Source organism: Mesorhizobium sp. B3-1-9, from assembly GCF_006439595.1.
In the GTDB taxonomy this organism is placed as follows: domain Bacteria; phylum Pseudomonadota; class Alphaproteobacteria; order Rhizobiales; family Rhizobiaceae; genus Mesorhizobium.
The window spans coordinates 260,913-279,955 of sequence record NZ_VFTJ01000002.1 but is presented as its reverse complement, the minus strand read 5'-3'; the positions used below and the strand labels follow the sequence as shown (position 1 = coordinate 279,955).

23 protein-coding genes and 2 tRNA genes are annotated in these 19,043 nt (G+C 64.4%); 10 read left to right on the top strand and 15 right to left on the bottom strand.

Translation table 11 applies throughout. The annotated features are described in order from the left end of the window. Positions 1-112 precede the first annotated feature (112 nt). A complete protein-coding gene (locus FJW07_RS04770) occupies positions 113-1,042 on the top strand; it encodes a hypothetical protein (protein WP_140645007.1) in 930 nt (309 codons plus the stop codon). Positions 1,043-1,118: 76 nt separating this feature from the next. Here FJW07_RS04770 and FJW07_RS04765 read toward each other — a convergent pair. Beyond that, positions 1,119-1,195, bottom strand: a tRNA-Arg gene (locus tag FJW07_RS04765). Between the two features lie 58 nt (positions 1,196-1,253). Next, positions 1,254-1,559, bottom strand: coding sequence for an ETC complex I subunit (locus tag FJW07_RS04760; protein WP_140645008.1), 306 nt, complete (start codon positions 1,557-1,559; stop codon positions 1,254-1,256). Between the two features lie 241 nt (positions 1,560-1,800). Here FJW07_RS04760 and FJW07_RS32245 point away from each other — a divergent pair, with 241 nt between their 5' ends. From FJW07_RS32245 to FJW07_RS04740, 4 genes are all read left to right on the top strand, one after another. Continuing rightward, positions 1,801-2,769 carry an NAD(P)H-dependent oxidoreductase gene (locus FJW07_RS32245; RefSeq protein ID WP_140651898.1) on the top strand — a complete coding sequence of 323 codons (969 nt, stop codon included), beginning with the start codon at positions 1,801-1,803 and terminating at the stop codon, positions 2,767-2,769. Between the two features lie 136 nt (positions 2,770-2,905). Beyond that, positions 2,906-4,081 carry an NAD(P)/FAD-dependent oxidoreductase gene (locus FJW07_RS04750; RefSeq protein WP_140855160.1) on the top strand — a complete coding sequence of 392 codons (1,176 nt, stop codon included), beginning with the start codon at positions 2,906-2,908 and terminating at the stop codon, positions 4,079-4,081. Positions 4,082-4,154: 73 nt separating this feature from the next. Further along, positions 4,155-4,231 (top strand) — tRNA-Pro (locus tag FJW07_RS04745). A 511-nt stretch (positions 4,232-4,742) separates the two neighbouring features. Continuing rightward, complete coding sequence (locus FJW07_RS04740; RefSeq protein WP_140703318.1) at positions 4,743-5,006, top strand: hypothetical protein; 264 nt, start codon at positions 4,743-4,745, stop codon at positions 5,004-5,006. 6 nt (positions 5,007-5,012) lie between these two features. Here FJW07_RS04740 and hdaA read toward each other — a convergent pair whose 3' ends face one another. Genes hdaA through FJW07_RS04725 form a run of 3 tightly spaced genes read right to left on the bottom strand, consistent with a single transcriptional unit; the run spans position 5,013 to position 7,495 of the window. Further along, entirely contained in the window at positions 5,013-5,717 is a 705-nt protein-coding gene (hdaA, locus tag FJW07_RS04735) for a DnaA regulatory inactivator HdaA (RefSeq protein ID WP_140854787.1), read from the bottom strand. Position 5,718: 1 nt separating this feature from the next. Then, the gene (locus FJW07_RS04730; protein WP_140854785.1) at positions 5,719-6,864 is read right to left on the bottom strand and encodes an AI-2E family transporter; all 1,146 of its coding nucleotides are present in this window, start codon (positions 6,862-6,864) and stop codon (positions 5,719-5,721) included. A 13-nt stretch (positions 6,865-6,877) separates the two neighbouring features. Next, complete coding sequence (locus tag FJW07_RS04725) at positions 6,878-7,495, bottom strand: CDP-alcohol phosphatidyltransferase family protein (protein ID WP_140854783.1); 618 nt, start codon at positions 7,493-7,495, stop codon at positions 6,878-6,880. Positions 7,496-7,827: 332 nt separating this feature from the next. Here FJW07_RS04725 and purM point away from each other — a divergent pair, with 332 nt between their 5' ends. The 3 genes from purM to FJW07_RS04710 are packed head-to-tail and all read left to right on the top strand — an operon-like array spanning position 7,828 to position 10,135. Further along, complete coding sequence (gene purM / locus FJW07_RS04720; RefSeq protein ID WP_140855157.1) at positions 7,828-8,907, top strand: phosphoribosylformylglycinamidine cyclo-ligase; 1,080 nt, start codon at positions 7,828-7,830, stop codon at positions 8,905-8,907. Further along, on the top strand, positions 8,904-9,611 hold the full coding sequence (purN, locus tag FJW07_RS04715; RefSeq protein ID WP_140854781.1) for a phosphoribosylglycinamide formyltransferase: 708 nt from the start codon (positions 8,904-8,906) through the stop codon (positions 9,609-9,611). The genes purM and purN overlap by 4 nt, the downstream gene beginning before the upstream one ends. Positions 9,612-9,619: 8 nt before the next feature. Then, a complete protein-coding gene (locus tag FJW07_RS04710; protein WP_140854779.1) occupies positions 9,620-10,135 on the top strand; it encodes a histidine phosphatase family protein in 516 nt (171 codons plus the stop codon). A 103-nt stretch (positions 10,136-10,238) separates the two neighbouring features. Here FJW07_RS04710 and FJW07_RS04705 read toward each other — a convergent pair whose 3' ends face one another. From FJW07_RS04705 to FJW07_RS32355, 4 genes are all read right to left on the bottom strand, one after another. After that, the gene (locus FJW07_RS04705; RefSeq protein WP_140648057.1) at positions 10,239-10,481 is read right to left on the bottom strand and encodes a DUF680 domain-containing protein; all 243 of its coding nucleotides are present in this window, start codon (positions 10,479-10,481) and stop codon (positions 10,239-10,241) included. Positions 10,482-10,761: 280 nt separating this feature from the next. Then, the gene (locus FJW07_RS04700) at positions 10,762-10,968 is read right to left on the bottom strand and encodes a DUF680 domain-containing protein (protein ID WP_140648058.1); all 207 of its coding nucleotides are present in this window, start codon (positions 10,966-10,968) and stop codon (positions 10,762-10,764) included. 322 nt (positions 10,969-11,290) lie between these two features. After that, positions 11,291-11,488 carry a DUF680 domain-containing protein gene (locus FJW07_RS04695; protein ID WP_140648059.1) on the bottom strand — a complete coding sequence of 66 codons (198 nt, stop codon included), beginning with the start codon at positions 11,486-11,488 and terminating at the stop codon, positions 11,291-11,293. Positions 11,489-11,553: 65 nt separating this feature from the next. Then, positions 11,554-12,249: a DUF680 domain-containing protein gene (locus FJW07_RS32355; RefSeq protein WP_348640176.1), complete on the bottom strand. Its 696-nt coding sequence runs from the start codon at positions 12,247-12,249 to the stop codon at positions 11,554-11,556. A gap of 22 nt (positions 12,250-12,271) precedes the next feature. Here FJW07_RS32355 and FJW07_RS04685 point away from each other — a divergent pair, with 22 nt between their 5' ends. Beyond that, positions 12,272-12,949: a response regulator gene (locus tag FJW07_RS04685; protein ID WP_140648061.1), complete on the top strand. Its 678-nt coding sequence runs from the start codon at positions 12,272-12,274 to the stop codon at positions 12,947-12,949. Next, positions 12,946-14,313, top strand: a complete 1,368-nt coding sequence (locus FJW07_RS04680) for a sensor histidine kinase (protein WP_140854777.1) — start codon at positions 12,946-12,948, stop codon at positions 14,311-14,313. Before FJW07_RS04685 ends, FJW07_RS04680 begins: the two co-directional genes overlap by 4 nt. Positions 14,314-14,334: 21 nt before the next feature. On the opposite strand, the gene FJW07_RS04675 is transcribed toward FJW07_RS04680, so the two are convergent. The 6 genes from FJW07_RS04675 to dapB all read right to left on the bottom strand — a co-directional run bounded on the left by FJW07_RS04675 (position 14,335) and on the right by dapB (position 18,983). After that, complete coding sequence (locus FJW07_RS04675) at positions 14,335-14,637, bottom strand: type II toxin-antitoxin system RelE/ParE family toxin (RefSeq protein WP_140854775.1); 303 nt, start codon at positions 14,635-14,637, stop codon at positions 14,335-14,337. After that, positions 14,634-14,924: a type II toxin-antitoxin system ParD family antitoxin gene (locus tag FJW07_RS04670; protein ID WP_140648064.1), complete on the bottom strand. Its 291-nt coding sequence runs from the start codon at positions 14,922-14,924 to the stop codon at positions 14,634-14,636. The genes FJW07_RS04675 and FJW07_RS04670 overlap by 4 nt, the downstream gene beginning before the upstream one ends. Before the next feature lie 100 nt (positions 14,925-15,024). Then, positions 15,025-15,900, bottom strand: a complete 876-nt coding sequence (locus FJW07_RS04665) for an ABC transporter permease (protein WP_140854773.1) — start codon at positions 15,898-15,900, stop codon at positions 15,025-15,027. A 13-nt stretch (positions 15,901-15,913) separates the two neighbouring features. Then, the gene (locus tag FJW07_RS04660; RefSeq protein WP_140651876.1) at positions 15,914-16,768 is read right to left on the bottom strand and encodes an ABC transporter ATP-binding protein; all 855 of its coding nucleotides are present in this window, start codon (positions 16,766-16,768) and stop codon (positions 15,914-15,916) included. A 259-nt stretch (positions 16,769-17,027) separates the two neighbouring features. After that, on the bottom strand, positions 17,028-17,987 hold the full coding sequence (locus FJW07_RS04655; protein ID WP_246680683.1) for an ABC transporter substrate-binding protein: 960 nt from the start codon (positions 17,985-17,987) through the stop codon (positions 17,028-17,030). A 219-nt stretch (positions 17,988-18,206) separates the two neighbouring features. Beyond that, entirely contained in the window at positions 18,207-18,983 is a 777-nt protein-coding gene (gene dapB, locus FJW07_RS04650; protein WP_140854769.1) for a 4-hydroxy-tetrahydrodipicolinate reductase, read from the bottom strand. Positions 18,984-19,043 lie beyond the last annotated feature (60 nt).

Sequence of the window (19,043 nt, the reverse complement as noted above, 5' to 3'; positions counted from 1 at the left end):
TAGTCAATTTGAGGCCGGGTTGCCCGCCCGATGAAATCTTCAGGCTGCTTGATTTTTCTTACGCTGCCAAGCAAAGGGAGTATCGGGGGGTTTGCCGCTTCGAGAGGCAGCCTTGGCATTCAAACCAATCGTGGACAGACTAAGCAGAAGCCAGGCCGTCATCCAGGCCAAGATGCTTCGCAACCAATTCGTCTATAAGAATTTCGAAAGTCGAGGACGGGCATCCGGGCACCTGCTCGCCAAGCAGTTACAAGACGCAAGCGTATCGCGCGTTTGCATTACGATCGCTTTCAATACGCCGTGGGTGATCGACGCCTTGACGAAGGCGTGGGAAATCCAGCCGCCGGGAATGACGCTGGTGGTCGTCGACAATTCGACAAAACCTGAGGCCAGGGAGGCCATTGCCCGCATCTGCCGAATTCGGGACGTCCCCTATCTCGCGCTGCCGATGCGGATTGAGAAGCATCTGTCGAGATCGCACGGATCGGCGATCACGTGGGCATTCAACAATATCGTGAGGCATTTGAAACCGGAGCTGTTCGGCTTCATCGATCACGACTGCTTCCCGGTCGCCCCCTTCGATATTCCGTCCAAGCTGGAAGACAAGGCGGCCTACGGGAAGAAATTCCTTCCGGGGGAAAACCACATCTACAAGCCAAAGCCGGGAGATCGGCACTGGAACCTGTGGGCGGGCTTTTGCTTCTACCGGTTCTCGGCCGTAGCTGGCCATAAGCTGAACTTCGAACCCCGCCTCAATCTCGGCTTGGATACTGGAGGCGCAAATTGGGCGCTCTTTTATTCTAAGTTGGACGCCGACAAGGATGTGGCCGTCGCATTGGTGCGTGAAAGCCCGATGACCATGGCCGGCGCGGTCGGGCACCACGAGTTCATCGACGGCGCCTTCTTTCACCTCGCCGGTGTGTCGTACCCCGAAAGACCGGGTTACCACCACCGAACGGAGGAGCACCGGGAAATGCTTCGGGATTATGTGTGGAACACTTATCTCGGCGGCCCGGCCGGGCAGACGGTGAGTGATTTCTGACGAGGTTTTTCGCGACCGAGCCGTTGGCGAAGGTTGGATCCAGAGTCAGCCAAGTCCCGTAAGCCGTTGAATAAACTGGCGATCCCGGCAGGATTCGAACCTGCGACCATCGGCTTAGAAGGCCGGTGCTCTATCCAGCTGAGCTACGGGACCGTCGGCCGGCCGGGCCGGCTGATGCGCGCTGCGCCAAGGCGAGGCAAGACTCGGGAAGTCAGTGCGTCCAGGGCGTCCTGCGGTCATAGCGGAAATTGTCCGAATAGGAAATCTGCCGGCGCTTGGCTTCCTTCGGCTCTTCGACGCGATAGGCGATCTTTTCCTTCTCGGCATAAGCCATGGCCTCTTCCTTCGTGTCGAAGGTGAGCTTCACCTGGCTCAGCATGTCACCCGAGGTGGTGTAGCCCATCAGCGGATCGATCTTCTTGCGTTGGGCGGGATCGAATTCCAGCACCCAATGTCCGGTCTTGGCCTTGCCGGACTGCATCGCGGTTTTGGCTGGACTGAAAATGCGCGCGGACATGACCACCTCTTTGCCGCCCGAAGACCGGGCACCTCGTTCAGCGCCTCCGGGGATTCTACGGAAGCCCCGATTTCACGCCAATCCGTCATTACTGTGCAATCGGCGCGGCGGCAAGGCCGCAAGCGCCCCTGCGTTCCCACGGCGCTGGGAACCTCGCCGCGCCGGCGACATTATCGAAAGGTCGGGCGGCGGGCCGGAGCCAGCCTTCCCGTGAACCATCCATCAGAAGCGGACGTTCGCCATGACCAATGCAACCGAACACCCCGTCCTGCAGCTCGCCGTGCTTGTCGGCAGCCTGCGCGCCCAATCCTTCAGCCGCAAGATCGCCAAGGCGCTCGCCGCCCGCGCGCCGGATTCGGTGCGCTGCCGCTTCATCGAGATCGGCGAGTTGCCGCTCTACAACGAGGATCTGGACGGCGACAGCCCGCCGGCGGCGTGGTCGGCCTTCCGCGCGGCGATACGCGAATGCGACGCGGTGCTGTTCGTCACCCCGGAATACAACCGCTCGATCCCGGGCTGTCTGAAGAATGCGCTCGATGTCGGCTCGCGGCCGCCGGGCAAGAGCGTGTTCAAGGGCCTGCCCGCGGGGGTCGTCAGCGTCAGCCCGAGCAAGATCGGCGCCTTCGGCTCCAACCATGCGCTGAGACAAACCTTCGTCTTCCTCGACATGCCGGTGATGCAGCAGCCGGAGGCCTATATAGGCAATGTCTCGGAACTGTTGGACGACAAAGGCGCGGTGACCAACGCCGACACCGCCACCTTCCTCGAGAATTTCATGGCCAGCCTGGAGACCTGGATCAGGACGGTGCATCCTGGCGGCTCGTCCTTCGATGCCTTCATGAAGCAGCGCGAGAAGATTGCCGGGGATTATGTGAATGGCGACGCCTCCTCGCTGAAAGCGATCGTCACCCGTGCCGGGCCGGCGACGTTCTTCTCGCCGCGCGGCGACCATCTCGAAGGGGCCGAAGCGGTTGCCGGCCGTTACGAGCGCGATGCTGCGAGCTTCCACAAGGGCGGCAACACCGACCTCGAGGTGCTGCAGGCGTCGGCAAGCGGCGATCTGGCCTTCTGGAGTGGCTTGCAGCATGCCAAGGCGCGCATGGGCAGAAACGGCGAGGCGACCGAGATGACCTTGCGGGTCACGGAAGTGTTCCGGCTGGAGGACGGCGCGTTCAAGCTGGTGCATCGCCACGCCGACCCGGTTCATTAGCCGGCGCTTGCAAAAATCCGCGACACAATGCCGGAGGTCTTTGCAACATAGGCCTATTCCTTTTGGCCCGTGGGCGGCATATGTCAGATACATGGTCGTGCCAGTTGAAGGCATGATGACGGCGATAAAGACACGTATGGGCGCGGAAGCGAAAGTCTTGCCGTCGGGGGCCGGCGAGCCAGCGATACTGGAAGGCGCAATTGTCATCGGCGCGGGCGCCGCGGGGCTTGCCGCCGCGCATGCGCTGGCCAAGGCCGGCGTGACGATGCAGATCCTGGAACGCGAGGAACGGCTGGCCGAGCCCTGGCATCGCCGCCACGACAACCTGCACCTCAACACGCATCGCGATCTTTCTTCGCTGCCGGGCGTTTCCTATCCCGCGGGAACGCCGGCCTTCCCGCACCGCAGCGCCGTCATCCGCCATCTCAACGATTTCGCCGAGACGCACAGGCTGCCGATCGCCTTCGGCGTCAAGGTCGACGAGATCGAATTTCGCGGCGACCACTGGCTGCTGCGGACAAGCGCGGGCTTGAAGGCGGCGCGATATGTGGTGGTCGCCACCGGGCGCGACCGGCAACCCTTCATCCCCGCCTGGACGGGCATGGCGGATTTTTCAGGATCGATCATCCACTCGGCCGATTTCGGCAAGGCGAGCGACTATGCCGGCAAGAAGGTGCTGGTGGTCGGCGCCGGCAATTCCGGCTTCGACGCGCTCAACCATCTTTCCCGCGTCGAGACGGGCCAGATGTGGCTTTCGGCGCGCAACGGACCTTCGCTGCTGCCCAAGCGCATCGGCAAGATCGCGGTGCATCGCATCTCGCCGGTGATGGCAAGCCTGCCGACACGGCTCGCGGACGCGGCCATGGCGGCAACGCAGCGCCTGGTGTTCGGGGATCTGACGAAATTCGGCCTGCCCCCTGCCCCGTCGGGCGGCGCCAGCCGGCTCGGCTCCGACTATACGGCAATCGCCGCCGACGACGGCGCGGTCGATGCCATCAAGGCCGGACGCATCATCGTGGTGCCGCAGCTGCGCGAATTCAGGCGCGACGGCGTCGTGCTGGACAATGGACAGACGATCGCGCCCGACATCGTCATTGCCGCCACCGGCTACCGCACCGGGCTGGAGACGATGCTGGGCGGGCTCGGCGTGCTCGACGCCAAGGGCGTGCCGCTGTTCAACGGCGCCGCGAATGACCCGAAGCTGCCCGGACTCTGGTTCACCGGCATGCGGCCGAGCATTCGCGGCTGCTTTGCCAATGCAAGGATCCAGGGCGCTGCGATCGCCAGAAAGATCGTCGGCCAGAAACGCTGAGTGGCATCGTCAGTTCCGACCTCGGTTTTTGTGTTGCCTTCCGGGCGTGCGCCCCCTATACGCCGCGGGACGTCGGAGTGTAGCGCAGCCTGGTAGCGCACCTGATTTGGGATCAGGGGGTCGCAGGTTCAAATCCTGCCACTCCGACCATTGCTTCCTTCCTAGACCAAATCGGTCTCGCCGTCCCTGCATTACAGCCGGAAGGACAGGGACGATTGGGACGCCAACACCGACATCATCGTCGTTGCGGATGTTTCCAGGACAGCTGACATGGGTACTCCGCGACCTATGGTCCTCCCCTCTTCAACGACGCGCGTCAATGCGGCCTCGCCATAGATGGTGGCAGCTTGCTGCTCGGCGCGGGACAGGCTCACGGGCAAGCGGCCATTCAACGGCGCGGGCGAATCGGCGGTAAACCCGCCGGGCGAGAACCCCAACACCTCGAGCCCGGCGAGCCTACAACCCGATCTGGAACGCGACCGGGGCCGGGATCAACCGGCATTGTCCGCGTTGCAAGAGCGATGCCGGAAAGACTGTTCCGGAATGGGACGGCTACGCCGCGTGCTCCCACGGTTGATCACGGAAACGCCTGCCGTGGCTCGAATAATCCCTCGCCTCCAACTTTGTCGCCGGTCTAGACTTCGAACCAGGGGGATTTTCGATGCCCGTTCTCGAGGCTCTGCTGTCGCTGATCGGCCCGGCCTATCTGGCCTATTACGGCTTTACGGTTGCGGTGATGGTGGTCTGGGCAATTCTGTGCGCTGCCCTGTGGGTTTGGAACAACCGGCCCAGCAAGAGGAATGGCGGCGTAGCCCGGTCGCGGTCCGCCGGCCTGATGTTCTTCATCCTAGTCGCCGCCTGTTATGTGGCGGCGCACACGGGAGTCTATCTTTTGGCCCGGCATCTGGCCGGACTATGGGCGTGACAGGCCTCAGATATCGAACTCGCCCTGCCCCTCGTCCATGGCGCTGACGGTCTCGGCGGCCAAGGCGCGGGTGATCGGCGTCTTGCGCTCGAGGGCGGCGCGATCGAGGCGCTCGACAACGCGCATCGCGGTGCCGAGCGAACGCTCGATGCGGCGCACCAGGTATTGCACCACATGCGGCTCGACTTCGACCTGGCGGTCGGCGAACAGCTTTGTGATGACGCCGGCAAGCAAAAGGTCGTCGGGCTCGTGGATCTCGACCGTCGCCGCCGCCTTCAGCCGCGAGATGAGATCGGGCAGCGCGACGCGCCAGGCCGAGGGGAACCGCCGCGCCGTCAAAAGCAGCGTCGAGCCCGCGCCGCGCACGGCGTTGATCAGGTGGAACAGGTCCTGCTCGTCGACCATCGCCTTGTCGATGTCGTCGATGAGCGCCGGCCTGCTGCCGAGCCCGGCAATGTGCTCGCCGATCCGGCCGGGGTCGATGGCGACGGCATGCGTCCGCTCCTGCCAGATCCGGGCGAGGTGCGTCTTGCCCGAACCGGGCGGCCCGGCCAGCACGACCACCGGCGACGGCCAGTCCGGCCAGCGGTCGATCAGCGATGCCGCTTGCGCATTGGTGCCCGAGACGACGAGCTCGTCGCGCGAATAGCCGGTGCCGTGGCCGAGATCGAGCGGCAGCTGGCGCGGCGGGTCGGCTGGCTGCGCAGCCATTTCAGTCGCGCGTCGAGCGATGGCCGCCGCCGCGATCGGCCGGCAATTGCGGCGCGGGCTGGGTGGCGTGGCCCTTGTAAAGCGGCGATTCGAGATAGCGGGCGATGGCGAAGCGCACCAGCACGGCAATCGCCGCCGATGCCGGCACGGCAATCAAAAGGCCGACGAAGCCGAACAGCGCGCCGAAGGCAAACAGCGCGAACATCAGCCATACCGGATGCAGGCCGACGCTTTTGCCGACCAGCCGCGGCTGCAGGATGTTGCCCTCGATGAACTGGCCGACGAAGAACACGCAGGCCACGGCGACCACCATGGTCCAGTCCGGCCAGAACTGGACGAAGGCGACGCCGACGGCGAGCACCAGCCCGGTCAAAGAGCCGACATAGGGGATGAAGGAGATCAGCCCAGCGAAGAAGCCTATGAGGATGGCGAAGTTCAAGCCGGTCAGCGTCAGGCCCGTGGCGTACATGGCGCCGAGCACCAGGCAGAGCGTGCCCTGCCCGCGCACGAAGCCGGCGGTGGCGGTGTTGATGTCGCGAGCAAGCGCGCGCACCGTCTCGACATGATCGCGCGGCACCCAGCCGTCGACCTCGGCCACCATGCGGTCCCAGTCGAGCAGCATGTAAAAGGCGACGACCGGGGTGACGACGAACAGGCTCACCACCGAGACCAGCGCCACGCCGGAGCTCCAGATCGAGGTGAAGACGGTGGTGAGCAGGCTGAAGCCGGAGGTCAGCAGCGAATTCAGCCCGTCGCGCAGGCCGGCGGCGTTGACGCCGAAACGCTGCTCCAGCCATTTCGGGTCGAAGCTGGTGATCAGCGATTGCAGGCGGGTGAGATATTCCGGCAGCTTGCGGGCGAAATCGGCCATCTGGGTAGCCAGCACCGGCACCAGGATGACCAAGGCCAGCACCACCACAACGATGAAGGCAATCAGGATCACCACGGTCGCCATCAGGCGCGAGAGGCCGAGCCGCTGCAGCCGGTCGGCGACTGGGTCGAGGAAATAGGCGAGCACCATGCCGGCGACAAAAGGCAGGAGGATGCCCGAGAAGATGTAGAGGAACAGCGCCAGCAGGACCGCCGTCGCCAGCCAGAAGAAGACCTGGCGGCGAAGCCCGCCCGAGCTGTCGTCGACCGCGATCACCGCGGCTTCACCGTCAGGCGCCCGTGTTGGAGCCGCCCGACTTGCCGATGCCCGACTTGATGTCGCCGGTTTGGGAGTTGCTCGTCCGGGAGCCTTCGCCATAGCCGCTCATATGCCTTAGCCAGGCCACGAGATAGGCTGCGGCCGAAGCCACGGTCAAGACCCCGGTCAGCAATATGAGCGCGGTCCGCAACGGGTCCAGGTGCACGGAAAAGGCAAGTTCGCCCAGCACGAGCGCCGCCAGCACGATCTGCGCGGCGGTGTTGGCCTTCGACACGAAGAGCGGCTTCACCTCGACCGGATGGCTCATCACGCTGGACAAGAGCACGGCGCAGACGATGAGCCCGTCGCGCGAGACCATGGTCACCACCAGCCAAAGCGGCAGTTCGCCGGCAAAACCCATGACGACGAAGACCGAGACCAGCAGAAGCTTGTCGGCGATCGGATCGAGATAGGCGCCGAGGCTGGACGACTGGTTCCAGCGGCGCGCGATGAAGCCATCGACGCCGTCGGAGATGCCGGCAACGAGGAATCCGGCGAAGGCCCAGTCCCAACGCGTCTGCAGCATGGCGAGCACCACCGCGGGCACGAGCAGCAGCCGCATGATCGTGATCATGTTGGGAAGGGTCACGTGAGGTCCCGTCGTGATTTTTATTGGAGAATAGATGATGGAGATGGCGGGTGGGCGCAAGGGCGGAACTGCTGATCTCCCCCCTCGTAGGGGAGATGGTCGGCAGGCCAGAGGGGGGCGCGAAGGAATGCCGACATTTGGATTTTGGCGAGGACAGCAGTCAGCAGGCATCTGAAAGTTGAATAGAGATTTCCCTGATATGCCAGCGGGACAGCGCCCCCCTCTGTCCTGCCGGACATCTCCCCCACAAGGGGGGAGATTAGCGCTCGCGCCTTGCTCCCCGAAACCATTCATGCGAAGAGCCCGCAATGACCAACAGGGACGAGCCGACGATGAGCAAGGGCGATAAGGCCAAGCGCAAGAACGGGCTCACCTACGCCGAGGCTGGCGTCGACATCGATGCCGGCAATTTGATGGTCGAGAAGATCAAGCCGCTGGTGCGCGCCACGCGCCGGCCGGGCGCCGATGGCGAGATCGGCGGCTTCGGCGGACTGTTCGACCTCAAGGCCGCCGGCTTCACCGATCCGGTGCTGGTCGCGGCCAATGACGGCGTCGGCACCAAGCTCAAGATCGCCATCGACGCCGGCAAGCACGACACGATCGGCATCGATCTCGTCGCCATGTGCGTCAACGACATCGTCGTGCAGGGCGCCGAGCCGCTGTTCTTCCTCGACTATTTCGCCACCGGCAAGCTCGACCCGGACCAGGGCGCTTCGATCGTCGGCGGCATCGCGCAAGGTTGCCGGCAGGCCGGATGCGCGCTGATCGGCGGCGAGACCGCCGAAATGCCGGGCATGTATCACGACAAGGACTACGACCTTGCGGGCTTTGCCGTGGGCGCGGCCGAGCGCGGCCAGTTGCTGCCGACCGACGACATCGTCGAAGGCGACGTGCTGCTCGGCCTTGCCTCGTCCGGCCTGCACTCCAACGGCTTTTCGCTGGTACGCCGGATCGTTGAAGGGAGCGGCCTCGGCTGGAGCGATCCAGCGCCGTTCAACGAGGAGCTCAGCCTCGCCGAGGCGCTGCTCGAACCGACGCGCATCTATGTGAAGTCGATCCTGAAAGCGATCCGCAACACGCATGGCATCAAGGCGCTGGCCCACATCACCGGCGGCGGTTTCCCTGAAAATATCCCGCGCGTGCTGCCCAAGGATTTTTCCGCCGAGCTCGACCTCGAGGCGATCGACGTGCCGCCGGTATTCTCATGGCTGGCCAAGACCGGCGGCGTGGCGCCGGAAGAGATGATGCGCACCTTCAATTGCGGCATCGGCATGATCCTCGCGGTCGCCTCCGGCCAGGCGGCGCAGGTCGCGGCGGTGCTGCAGGAAGCCGGCGAGACGGTGACGCCGATCGGCCGCATCGTGCCGCGCCGCGACGCCGGCGTCATCTATCGGGGCTCGATCGGCCTATGAGCAGGAAACGCACGGTCGTCCTGATCTCGGGACGCGGCTCCAACATGACGGCGCTGATCGCGGCCGCCGCCGATCCAAGCTATCCGGCGGAAATCGTCGGCGTCATTTCCGACCGCGCGAACGCGGCCGGCCTCGGCATCGCCCAGTCGCGCGGCATCGCCACCAAGGTCATCCAGCGCGCCGACCATCCGAGCAAGGATGCCTATGACGCCGCGCTCGACGCCGCGCTTGTCGGCTTCGGCGCCGACATCGTGGCCCTGGCCGGCTATATGCGGATCCTCGGCCGCGGCCTGGTCGAGAAGTGGCAGGGGCGCATGGTCAACATCCACCCTGCCCTGCTGCCGGCCTTCAAGGGGCTGGACACGCATGCGCGGGCATTGCGCGCGGGCGTGCGCATCCATGGCTGCTCGGTGCATTTCGTCACGCCCGAGATGGATGACGGCCCGATCATCGCGCAGGCCGCCGTGCCGGTGATGGTCGGCGACAACGAGGACACGCTGGCCGCGCGGGTGCTGAAGGTCGAGCACCGGCTCTACCCGCTGGCGCTGGGGCTTGTCGCCGAAGGCAAGGCGCGCATGGAAAAGGGCCACACCGTGCTTGCCCATTTCGCCGACGATGCCGAAAACGCCACCTCGGTGGTGATGGCGCCGGATCCGCTGCGCGAGGAGAGAGACCTCGAACAGCTGGCGCGGATCACGCCGTAGAGGCATCAATGCCCGTGAGACAGCTGCTTATCCTGCGCCATGCCAAGTCGAGCTGGGACGATCCCTCCCTCGCCGATTTCGATCGGCCGCTCGGGCCACGCGGGCTGAAGACGGCGCCGCTGATAGGGCGCGAGCTTGCCCGGCGCGGCTGGCTGCCGGACCTGGCGCTGGTCTCGCCGGCGCTGCGCACCCGCGACACCTGGCGGCTGGTCGCGGCCGAACTTCCCAAGCATGTGCCGGCACAATTTGCCGAGGAACTCTACGAGGCGGCGGCCGGCGCCATCCTGGCGCGTGTGCGGCAGGCCAAGGCGGAGAGCCTGCTGGTGATCGGCCACAATCCCGGCCTGCAGCATTTTGCGCTGCGGCTGGCCGGCGCCGGATCGGATGAGGCTGTCTTCAAGAAGATCGAAGCGAAGTTCCCGACGGCGGCGCTCGCGCGGTTCACGCTGGACGAGGATTGGGTGGACCTCGACTTCCACGGCGCGCGCCTGACGCATTGTGTTCGGCCGAAGGATTTGGCCTAGAGCGAACCGTCGATCTCCTCGCACTGGATCGGTGCTGCTCGCCGCATAAGACAAAAGGCGGCGGAGCAAGTCCGCCGCCTTTGACAGTTCAAAGCGTCAAAGATCAGTTGCCCCAGATGCCCTGGCCCGGGTCGGACCAAGCCTTGGATCCAGCCGAACCTGTCGTCATCGAGGTGTCGACATCGGCCTGCTTGGCAACCTCACGCTTGCCGACCGAAGCCGTGTAGGCCCTGTCGACGCCGGCGGTCGGCCGGTTGACGTCATTGGGGTCGTAGTGATCGCTGCCGGCGAAGGCGGAGCCCATCGCGAGAAGCATTGCGGCAGTGGTGAGAGCGATCCTGGTCATTTCGGTTTTCCTTGTTCGTTCGGCTTCATCGGGGCGGAGGCCTTGGGAGGATGACCCCGCTGCCGACAAGACCCGCGGCGGCCGGGATTTATTCCCGGCCCGCTCGCTTTCTTTAGCGGCCCCGGCAGCGTCGGCCCAAACTTCGCCGAGAAAAAGACAAACGATTACAAATGCTTGTGATACAAATACTTGTGAAGCGATTTCACAATGCCGGTAGCCGGCTGTAGAAAAACAGAGCGGCGGGACAAGCCCGCCGCTCGAGGTCTTGGAACCAGGCCATTCAGCGGTTGCCGAAAAGATCCTGATCAGCGGCCTGGGCCGCCGGCTTCTGGACATTCGCGCCCGAATTCTTGATCGAAGCGGTGAACGAGCTGTCGACCGAAGCAGTCGGCCGGTTGGCCTCATTGGGGTTGTAGTGGTCCGACCCAGCGAAGGCGGCGCCAGTGGCGACAAGCAGGGCGGCGGCGGTAAGAGCGATCTTGGTCATTTCAAATACTCCTGGTTTCGGGTTGCGCTGTTTGATCAGGCGCGATCGACGATCAGATGACCTAGTGGATCGGCACAGGGGTAGCCTCGGACATCGCCCGGGTGCTGCCCGCTCGTTCGACACACTTGAATTTCCTTGGCATCGGCCCCGTCTATCGGCCCTTACTCCCACTTCGACGGCACCAGGGGCATCGTTACAGCATCACCGCTTCGTGATGAATGCTTGATCAACCCTGAAAAAGCCTGCCCGGGAGCAGCCGGCCTTAGAAAAACAGAGCGGCGGGACAAGCCCGCCGCTTTGAAGTCTTGGAAGACCAGGGCGTTCAGCGGTTGCCGAACAGATCCTGGGCAGGAGCCTGGGTCGCCGGCTTCTGGACGTTCGCGTCCGAAGTCTTGACCGAAGCAGTAATCGAGGTGTCGACCGGCCGGTTGGCTTCGTTGGGGTTGTAGTGGTCGGACCCAGCGAAAGCGGCGCCAGTGGCGACGAGGAGGGCGGCAGCGGTAAGAGCGATCTTGGTCATTTGAGTTACTCCAAATTCAAGGATGATGGGTTGATGGTCAGATTTTGGTCAGGACTGGAACCAGCTTAGCGGTTGCCCCAGAGGCCCTGGCCGGATTCCTGCTGGTTCGAGCTGGGCGCATTCTTGATGAAGCGCTGTTCGAACTTGTTGATCGAGCCGGTAACGGTCCGGTCGACGTTGCCCGCAGGGGCCGTCACGGCCGACTGGCTGGCGTCGTTGGGGTTGTAATGGTCGCTGCCGGCGAAAGCGCTGCCCGTGGCAATGAGGAAAGCAGCGGCGGCAAAAGCAATCTTGTTCATTTTAGGTACTCCAGATTTCAAAAAGTCATGTCCGTCTAGTGGCGTGCCGTAATGGAAATTCGCGTCGCTCGGACCACCCCGAAATGGGTCGGCCCTGCTGCCATTTCCAATCACGAAAAGTTGTGAACCGAACCGTTCGGTTCGATCTTGAAATTGGGCGAAGGACGCAGCGGCCACATTCTTATCGTTTAATATCAATCGGTTACAGAAAAGGCAGCGCGATACGGCATCCTGGTAAGGGCTGCCGGTGTTCACCATAGCTACACGAACCGTCAACATTAATTGAACCGAACGGTTCGATTTCATCGCTTGCCCGACCGAACAAGCGGCTCGGCAGGTGCCGCGACCGGGATGGCGACCGCCGGGAAACCACGTTTGCCTTGCGCGCGGATCGATACTATCGGTTGCCTCGGGAACCAATTTGGACGCCGCCCGCCGCGCTTTGGCGTCGGTCGACGCCATTGGGAGGAAACAGCGACAAACGATGCGGCTGCTGCTTGTCGAGGACAACCGCGAACTGGCCGATTGGCTGAGCAAGACGCTGCGCCAGGCGAGCTATGTCGTCGATGTCGTGCATGACGGCGAGGATGTCGAGCATGCTTTGGCCGCTGGCGACCATGCCTTGATCATCCTAGATCTTGCCCTGCCCCGCATGGGCGGCATGGAGGTGCTGAAAAGGTTGCGGGCGCGCGGCAACCCGGTGCCGGTGATCGTGCTCACCGCCAATGCCAGCCTCGACGGCCGGGTCAAGGGCCTCAACGAAGGTGCCGACGACTATCTGGCGAAACCCTTCCAGATCGAGGAGTTGGAAGCGCGCATCCGCGTGCAGTTGCGCCGCGCCAACGACCGCACCGCGCCAGTCATTGCCTGCGGCGATCTGGTCTTCGACACCAATACACGCCTGTTCTCGCTTGCCGGCGCGACGCTGTCGCTGACACCGCGCGAGCACGCCGTGCTGGAACAGCTGGTCGTCAAGGCCGGCCGCACGGTGAGCAAGGCGGCGCTCTCGACCGCGATCTACGATTTCGAAACCGACGCCGACCCCAGCGCCATCGAGATCTACGTGCACCGGCTGCGCAAGAAGCTGGAGGGATCGCGCGTCCAGATCGCCACCTTGCGCGGCCTCGGCTACCTGTTGCGCCACGACGATCCGGCGCCATGAGGATCGACAGGTTTCGGATCGGCAGCCTTCGCCTGCAATTGCTGGCCTGGGTGGTGCTGCCGCTTGCCGGGCTCGCCGCCATCAATCTGTGGACCAGCCAGCGCAACGCGCTGGCGACCGCGGATCTCGTCACCGACCGCATGCTGGTCGGCTCGGCCCGCGCCATTGCCGAGCAGGTGGCAATGGCCGACGGCGCGCTCGACGCCACCGTGCCGCCGGCGGCGATCGAGATGTTCGACACCGGCGACCGGGACAGCGTCTATTACCGGGTCGAGACCGCCGGCGGGCGGCTGCTGACCGGCTATCCCGATCTGCCCGTGGCGCCGGAGCGCGGCAGCATCGAGGCTGCCTATCGCGATCACCCGCTGCGCCTGGCGACGCTCAGCCATGCCGTGATCGGCGCCGGTACGGATTCGCCGATCAAGGTCACTGTCGGCGTCACGCTCGCCGGACATGACGCGATGGTGAAGCGCCTGTGGCTCAGCGCCTTCGCCCAGCAGCTTGCCTTGGTGGCTATTGCCGGCGTGTTCGTGCTGCTTGGCCTGCGCCGCGGGCTGGCGCCGCTGATCCGGCTGCGCGACGCGGTGCGCTCGCGCAGCCGCAGCGATCTCGATCCGGTCGAGGTCCCGGGCGCGCAGAGCGAGATCCGGCCGCTGATCGAAGCGCTGAACGCCTATATGGAGCGCGTGCGGGCGCAGATGGCGGCGCAGCGGCGCTTCATCGCCAATGCCGCGCACCAACTGCGCACGCCGCTGGCGCTCTTGTCGACGCAGGCAAGCTATGCCTTGCGCGAAACCGCGGCCGACCGGCGCCAGGAGGCGCTGGTCGCCTTGCAGGCGAGCTCGGGCAAATTGGCGCGGTTGGCCGAACAGCTGCTTACGCTGTCGAGGGCGGAACCTGGCAGCCGACGGCCACGCGCCGACCGCATCGACCTCACCGAAGCCGCACGCCATGTGCTGGAAGCGCAAGCGCCGGCGGCGATCAACCGCGACATCGACCTCGGCCTCGAGGAAAACGGACCGGTGACGGTGGTCGGCGACGGCACGATGCTGCGCGAGATGATCGTCAACCTGGTCGACAACGCGCTGCGCTATTCCAGACCGGGCGGTAGCGTCACCGTGAGGCTGGCGACCGCGGATGGCGAGGCCGAACTCACGGTGAGCGATGCCGGACCGGGAATCCCGGCGGAAGAGCGGGAGCATGTCTTCGAGCGCTTCTACCGCCTCGCCGGCTCGGCCGAGGAAGGCAGCGGTCTTGGTCTCGCCATCGTGCGCGAGGTGGTCGAGAATGCCGGAGGCAGCGTCACGCTGGGCGACGCCGCGGCGGGCGGGCTCAAGGTCGAGGTGCGGCTGCCGCTTGCGTGATCAGGTCGAGTGGCGACCCTTTTACTCTTCGTCCGGCAATTCAAGCGTCCGGCCGGCGTAGAGAATCCGCAAGATGATCACTTTGTCACCGGCGACTTCAAACGCGATCGTCGCGCGTCGGCGCCATCCTACCGTGCGCAAACCCGAAGCGATTTCGTCATGACGTGTGCCGCGCTCGGGAAAAGTCTCAAAGTCGAGGCAATAATCGACAATGCGCCCGACAAAGCGCAACGCGATTTCCACGCCAGCCTTCGGCGCGAGTTCGCTCAGCAGTTCGGCTATGTCTCGCTCGGCTGCAGCGTGGAATCTGACCCGGTATTTCATGCACCCGAGCGTGGTTTGGCGACGATCGCGTTGATGTGCTCCGAGAGATTGCGGCGCATCTGCTCGGCCGTCAAAAGCTTCTCAGGATTGGCGCGCGCATCCTGCATCGTCGGCACGACTTCCTCGCGCAGCCAGCGTTCAACCGCCGCGTCACGCGCCGCAAGCGTACGTAGGCCATCGCGGATGACCTCGCTTTCGGTGGCGTATTCGCCCGAGGCAACCTTATTTTTCACCATCTGTGCCATCTCAAGCGGCAGCGTGATCGTCAGGGGCTGGGAGTTTCGCATGACTCGTCTCCTCGATGCCCTCAATATAGCACAGGCGCATGACTTTGTCATACATCTTAGGGGAAACCGCACACCAAACATGATGGTGTGCGGTGATCAATCAAGCCCCCTGCTCGTTGAACGGCGCCGGGCGCCACTTCACCACATAGTTCTCGAAGCGGGTGATGATGAACTCCACCACCAGCGCCATCACCGCCAGGATGATCATGGCGGCGAAGACGCCGTTGGCGTTGAAGGCGCCCTGCGCGGTGGAGATCAAGAGACCCATGCCCTGCTTGGCGCCGAGGAACTCGCCGACCACGGCGCCGACCAGCGCGAAGCCGAAGGAGACATGCAGGCTGGCGAGGATCCAGCTCATCGCCGAAGGGATGATGACCGAGGTGGTGATCTGCATCGGCGAGGCGCCGAGGATCTGGGCGTTGGCGATCATCGCCCTGTCGGCCTCGCGCACGCCCTGGAAGGCGTTGGCGAAGACGACGAAGAACACCATGACGACAGCCAGCGCCACCTTGGACGCCATGCCGAGGCCAAGCGCTATGATGAACACCGAGCCAAGCACCACGCGCGGCACGGAGTTCGCGATCTTGATGTAGATCGAAAAGACGTCCGCCAGCAGCTTGTTGCGGCCAAGGATGATGCCGGCCACGATGCCGCCGACGGCGCCGATGGCGAAGCCGAGGAAGGTCTCTTCCAGCGTCACATAGATCTGCAGCCAGAGCGGCCCCTGCGAGGTGCCTTCGGTGATCCAGGACCAGATCTGTTCCCAGATGCCCGACGGGCTGGAGAAGAAGAACGGATCGATGATGTTGTAATCGGCACAGAGTTCCCAGAGGCCCAGGAAGATGAGGAGGATCGCGAGGCGCAGGCCAATCACTAGAGCATGGCGCTTGCGCAGCCGTGCCCTTGCCTGCGCTTCGGCGGCGACGATCGAGGTGGCGCGGGCGGCGGCCTGATCGGTGGGAGAAATGGCGGTCATGCTGTGTCTCCTGTCAATGGCCGGTCTGGAGGCCGCGGCTTTGGCCAAGCTGCACCTCCTCGCGCAGATCGTTCCAGATAACCTTTGCGATCTCGATGAATTTCGGATCGTAGCGGATGTCTGCCATGACGCGCGGGCGCGGCAGGTCGATGCGGTAGACGCTCTTCACCGTGCCCGGACCGGCGGTGAGCACATAGACCTTGTCGGCCAGCGCCACCGCTTCCTCGAGGTCATGCGTGACGAAGACGACGGATGATTTCAGCCCCGACCAGAGGCCCAGCAATTCGTCCTGCATGGCCGTGCGGGTCTGCATGTCGAGCGCGCTGAAGGGCTCGTCCATCAACAGGATCTTGGGCTGGTTGATGAAGGTCTGGGCAAGCGCCACGCGCTTGCGCATGCCGCCCGAGAGCTGGTGCGGATAGTGTTTCTCGAAACGCGAAAGGCCGACCCGGCCGATCCAGTCGCGCGCCTTCTCGTAGGCTTCCTTCTTCGGCGTGCCGCGGAAGAGCGGGCCGGCGGCGACATTGTCGATGACGCTGCGCCACGGAAACAGCGCGTCGGCCTGGAAGACGAAGCCGATGTCGCGGCTGATGTCGGTCACCGGATTGCCCATGACGCGGACATTGCCGGTGGTCGGACGCAACAGCCCGGTGACCAGGTTGAGCGTCGTCGACTTGCCGCAGCCGGTCGGCCCGACGACACAGGCGAACTCGCCGCGCGCCACCGTCATGGTGAAATCGCGGATCGCCGTCATCATGTGGCCGTCGGGCGTGACGAAGCGCAGCGTCACGTCATCGATGGCGATCGCGGCATCGGCCGGCGGCGCGGCCGGAGACAGTTTCTCCGCCGCCATGGTCTGCAACTGCATGGCACACTCCTATCGTGGTGGTGCGAGGATGCCTTTGGCTAAAGCCAGAGGGCTTGCCGCAGCTTGGCATCCGGAAGGCGCCGCTGCAGAATTGATTCAGGCAGCCGGCGCAAGTCGTTGTTCTCTAGAGCGGTTCGCCGTTTCACGCCAAACCGCTCTATCTCTTTGCTTGACGCAATTCCGGGCGGAAAACCGTTTCACACTTTTCCTGGAATTGCTCCAAGGGCGGACCGATCGGCCCGCCCTCGCCTGCCGACGCTTACTTGGCGGCGTCGACGAATTCGGTCGTGTAGGTTTTCGACAGGTCGATCTGCTTGCCCTGCAGGCTCTTGGAGAAAGTCGACAGAACCTTCAGCACGGTCTCCGGTCCATCTGCCGGCATGCGTCCGTCAGGCGTGAACATCGCCTTGCCGCCGGCCAGGCCCTGCACATAGAGGTCCTTGCTGCCGGCGTAATAGTCCTTCGGCATCTTGTCGGCGATCTCTTCGGCCGAGTGGCCGGCGATGAACTTCATCGTCTTGACGAAGGCATTGGCGAGCTTCTGCGCCTCGTCCTTGTGGCCCTCGAGCCAGCTCGACTGGACGTAGAAAGAGGCTGCCGGATAGTCGCCGCCAAGCGCTGCCTTGGTCTTTTCGGGCGTGCGCATGTCGACCAACACCTTGGCCTCACCGGTCTGGAGCAGCTTGGCGATGGTCGGCTCGGTGGTCATGCCGGCCTGGATCTGGTCCTGCTTGACGGCGGCGATGAAGGTGTTGCCGGCGCCGACCGGAAGCAGCGTATAGTCGCCCGGCTTCAGGCCGCTGCGAACAGCGAGATACTGCGTCAGGAAATCGGTCGAGGAGCCGAGCCCGGTGACGCCGAGCGTCGCGCCCTTGAAGTCGGCCGGCGACTTGATCTCGGGATGCTTGGCCGAGACCAGCTCGACCTCGCCTGGCGCCTGGCTGAACTGCACGATCGACTGGATGTATTTGCCCTTCGACTGCAGGTCGACGGTATGATCGTAGAAGCCGACGACACCCTGTACGGCGCCAGCCAGCAATTCATTTTCGGCCTCGACGCCGGCGCGCGAGTTGATCAGCTCGACATCGAGCCCTTCATCCTTGAAATAGCCGAGCTGCTGGGTGAGCACGGCCGGCAGATAGATCTGCTTTTCCATGCCGCCGACGATGATGGTGATCTTGTCGGCAGCCGATGCCGCCGATGCGCCAGCGCCAACCATGGCAAGCGTCAGCGCCACTGAGCGCAGCGCGCGTTTAGAGATGAAACCGGTCACGTAATTTCCTCCACTGGGCGGCGCGCCGCGCCGCATTTCCTCCTGCCGGCCGCTCCCAGGCCGCTCATGTGGCGAACGCCACAAAACCGTCATGACATGGCCAAGCTTTCAGCTGGCTTTCAGCCGTTTTGGCGGCCGTGGAATGGAATCCGGCTTGGTTCCCGGTCACGAGGCAGTGAAGCCGAGAACGTCGCGCATATCATATTCGCCCGGCGGCCGCCCGGCGACCCAGAGTGCCGCGGCGATGGCGCCCTGCGCGAACATCGAGCGGTCGCCGGCGGCATGCGAGAGCGTAAGCGTCTCGCCTTCGGTGAGGAAGCTCACGCCATGCTCGCCGACGATGCTGCCGCCGCGCACAACGGCAAAGCCGATCTCGCCGGTTGGGCGCGGACCGACGTGGCCGTCGCGGGTGCGCTTCGCCACATCGTCCAGCTCGACGCCGCGCCCGCGCGCCGCCGCTTCGCCGAGCATCAGCGCCGTGCCCGATGGTGCGTCGACCTTCGTGCGGTGATGCGCTTCGAGAATTTCGACGTCACAGTCTTCTGCGCCGAGTGCGCTCGCCGCCTGTTCGACCAGCGCGGTCAGCATGTTGAGCCCCAGCGAATAGCTTCCGGAGCGCACGACGGCGATCTTCTTCGCGGCGTCGGCAATCGCCTCCAGTTCAGCGCCGTCGAAACCTGTCGAGCCGATTACCAGCGCCGGACCGCCGCGCGCGGCGCAGGCCTTGGCCAACTCGGCGGAAGCCGCGGGCGTGGTGAAATCGACGACCACATCGGCAAGCGCCAGCGCTTCGTCGCGCTCAAGCAGTTCCTGGTCCGTACTGCCCGGCCGATGGAAGCGCGCGACGAGCTGCAGCCGCGGATCGGCCGCGACGGTTTGCGCCATCTGCCGGCCCATGCGGCCGAGCGCGCCGGCGACGGCTATCCTGAGCGGCTGCGGCATGGCGATCCTTGTCGAAAGCTGAGTCGGAACAATCCTCTAGCACGCCGCCCTGGCAAATTG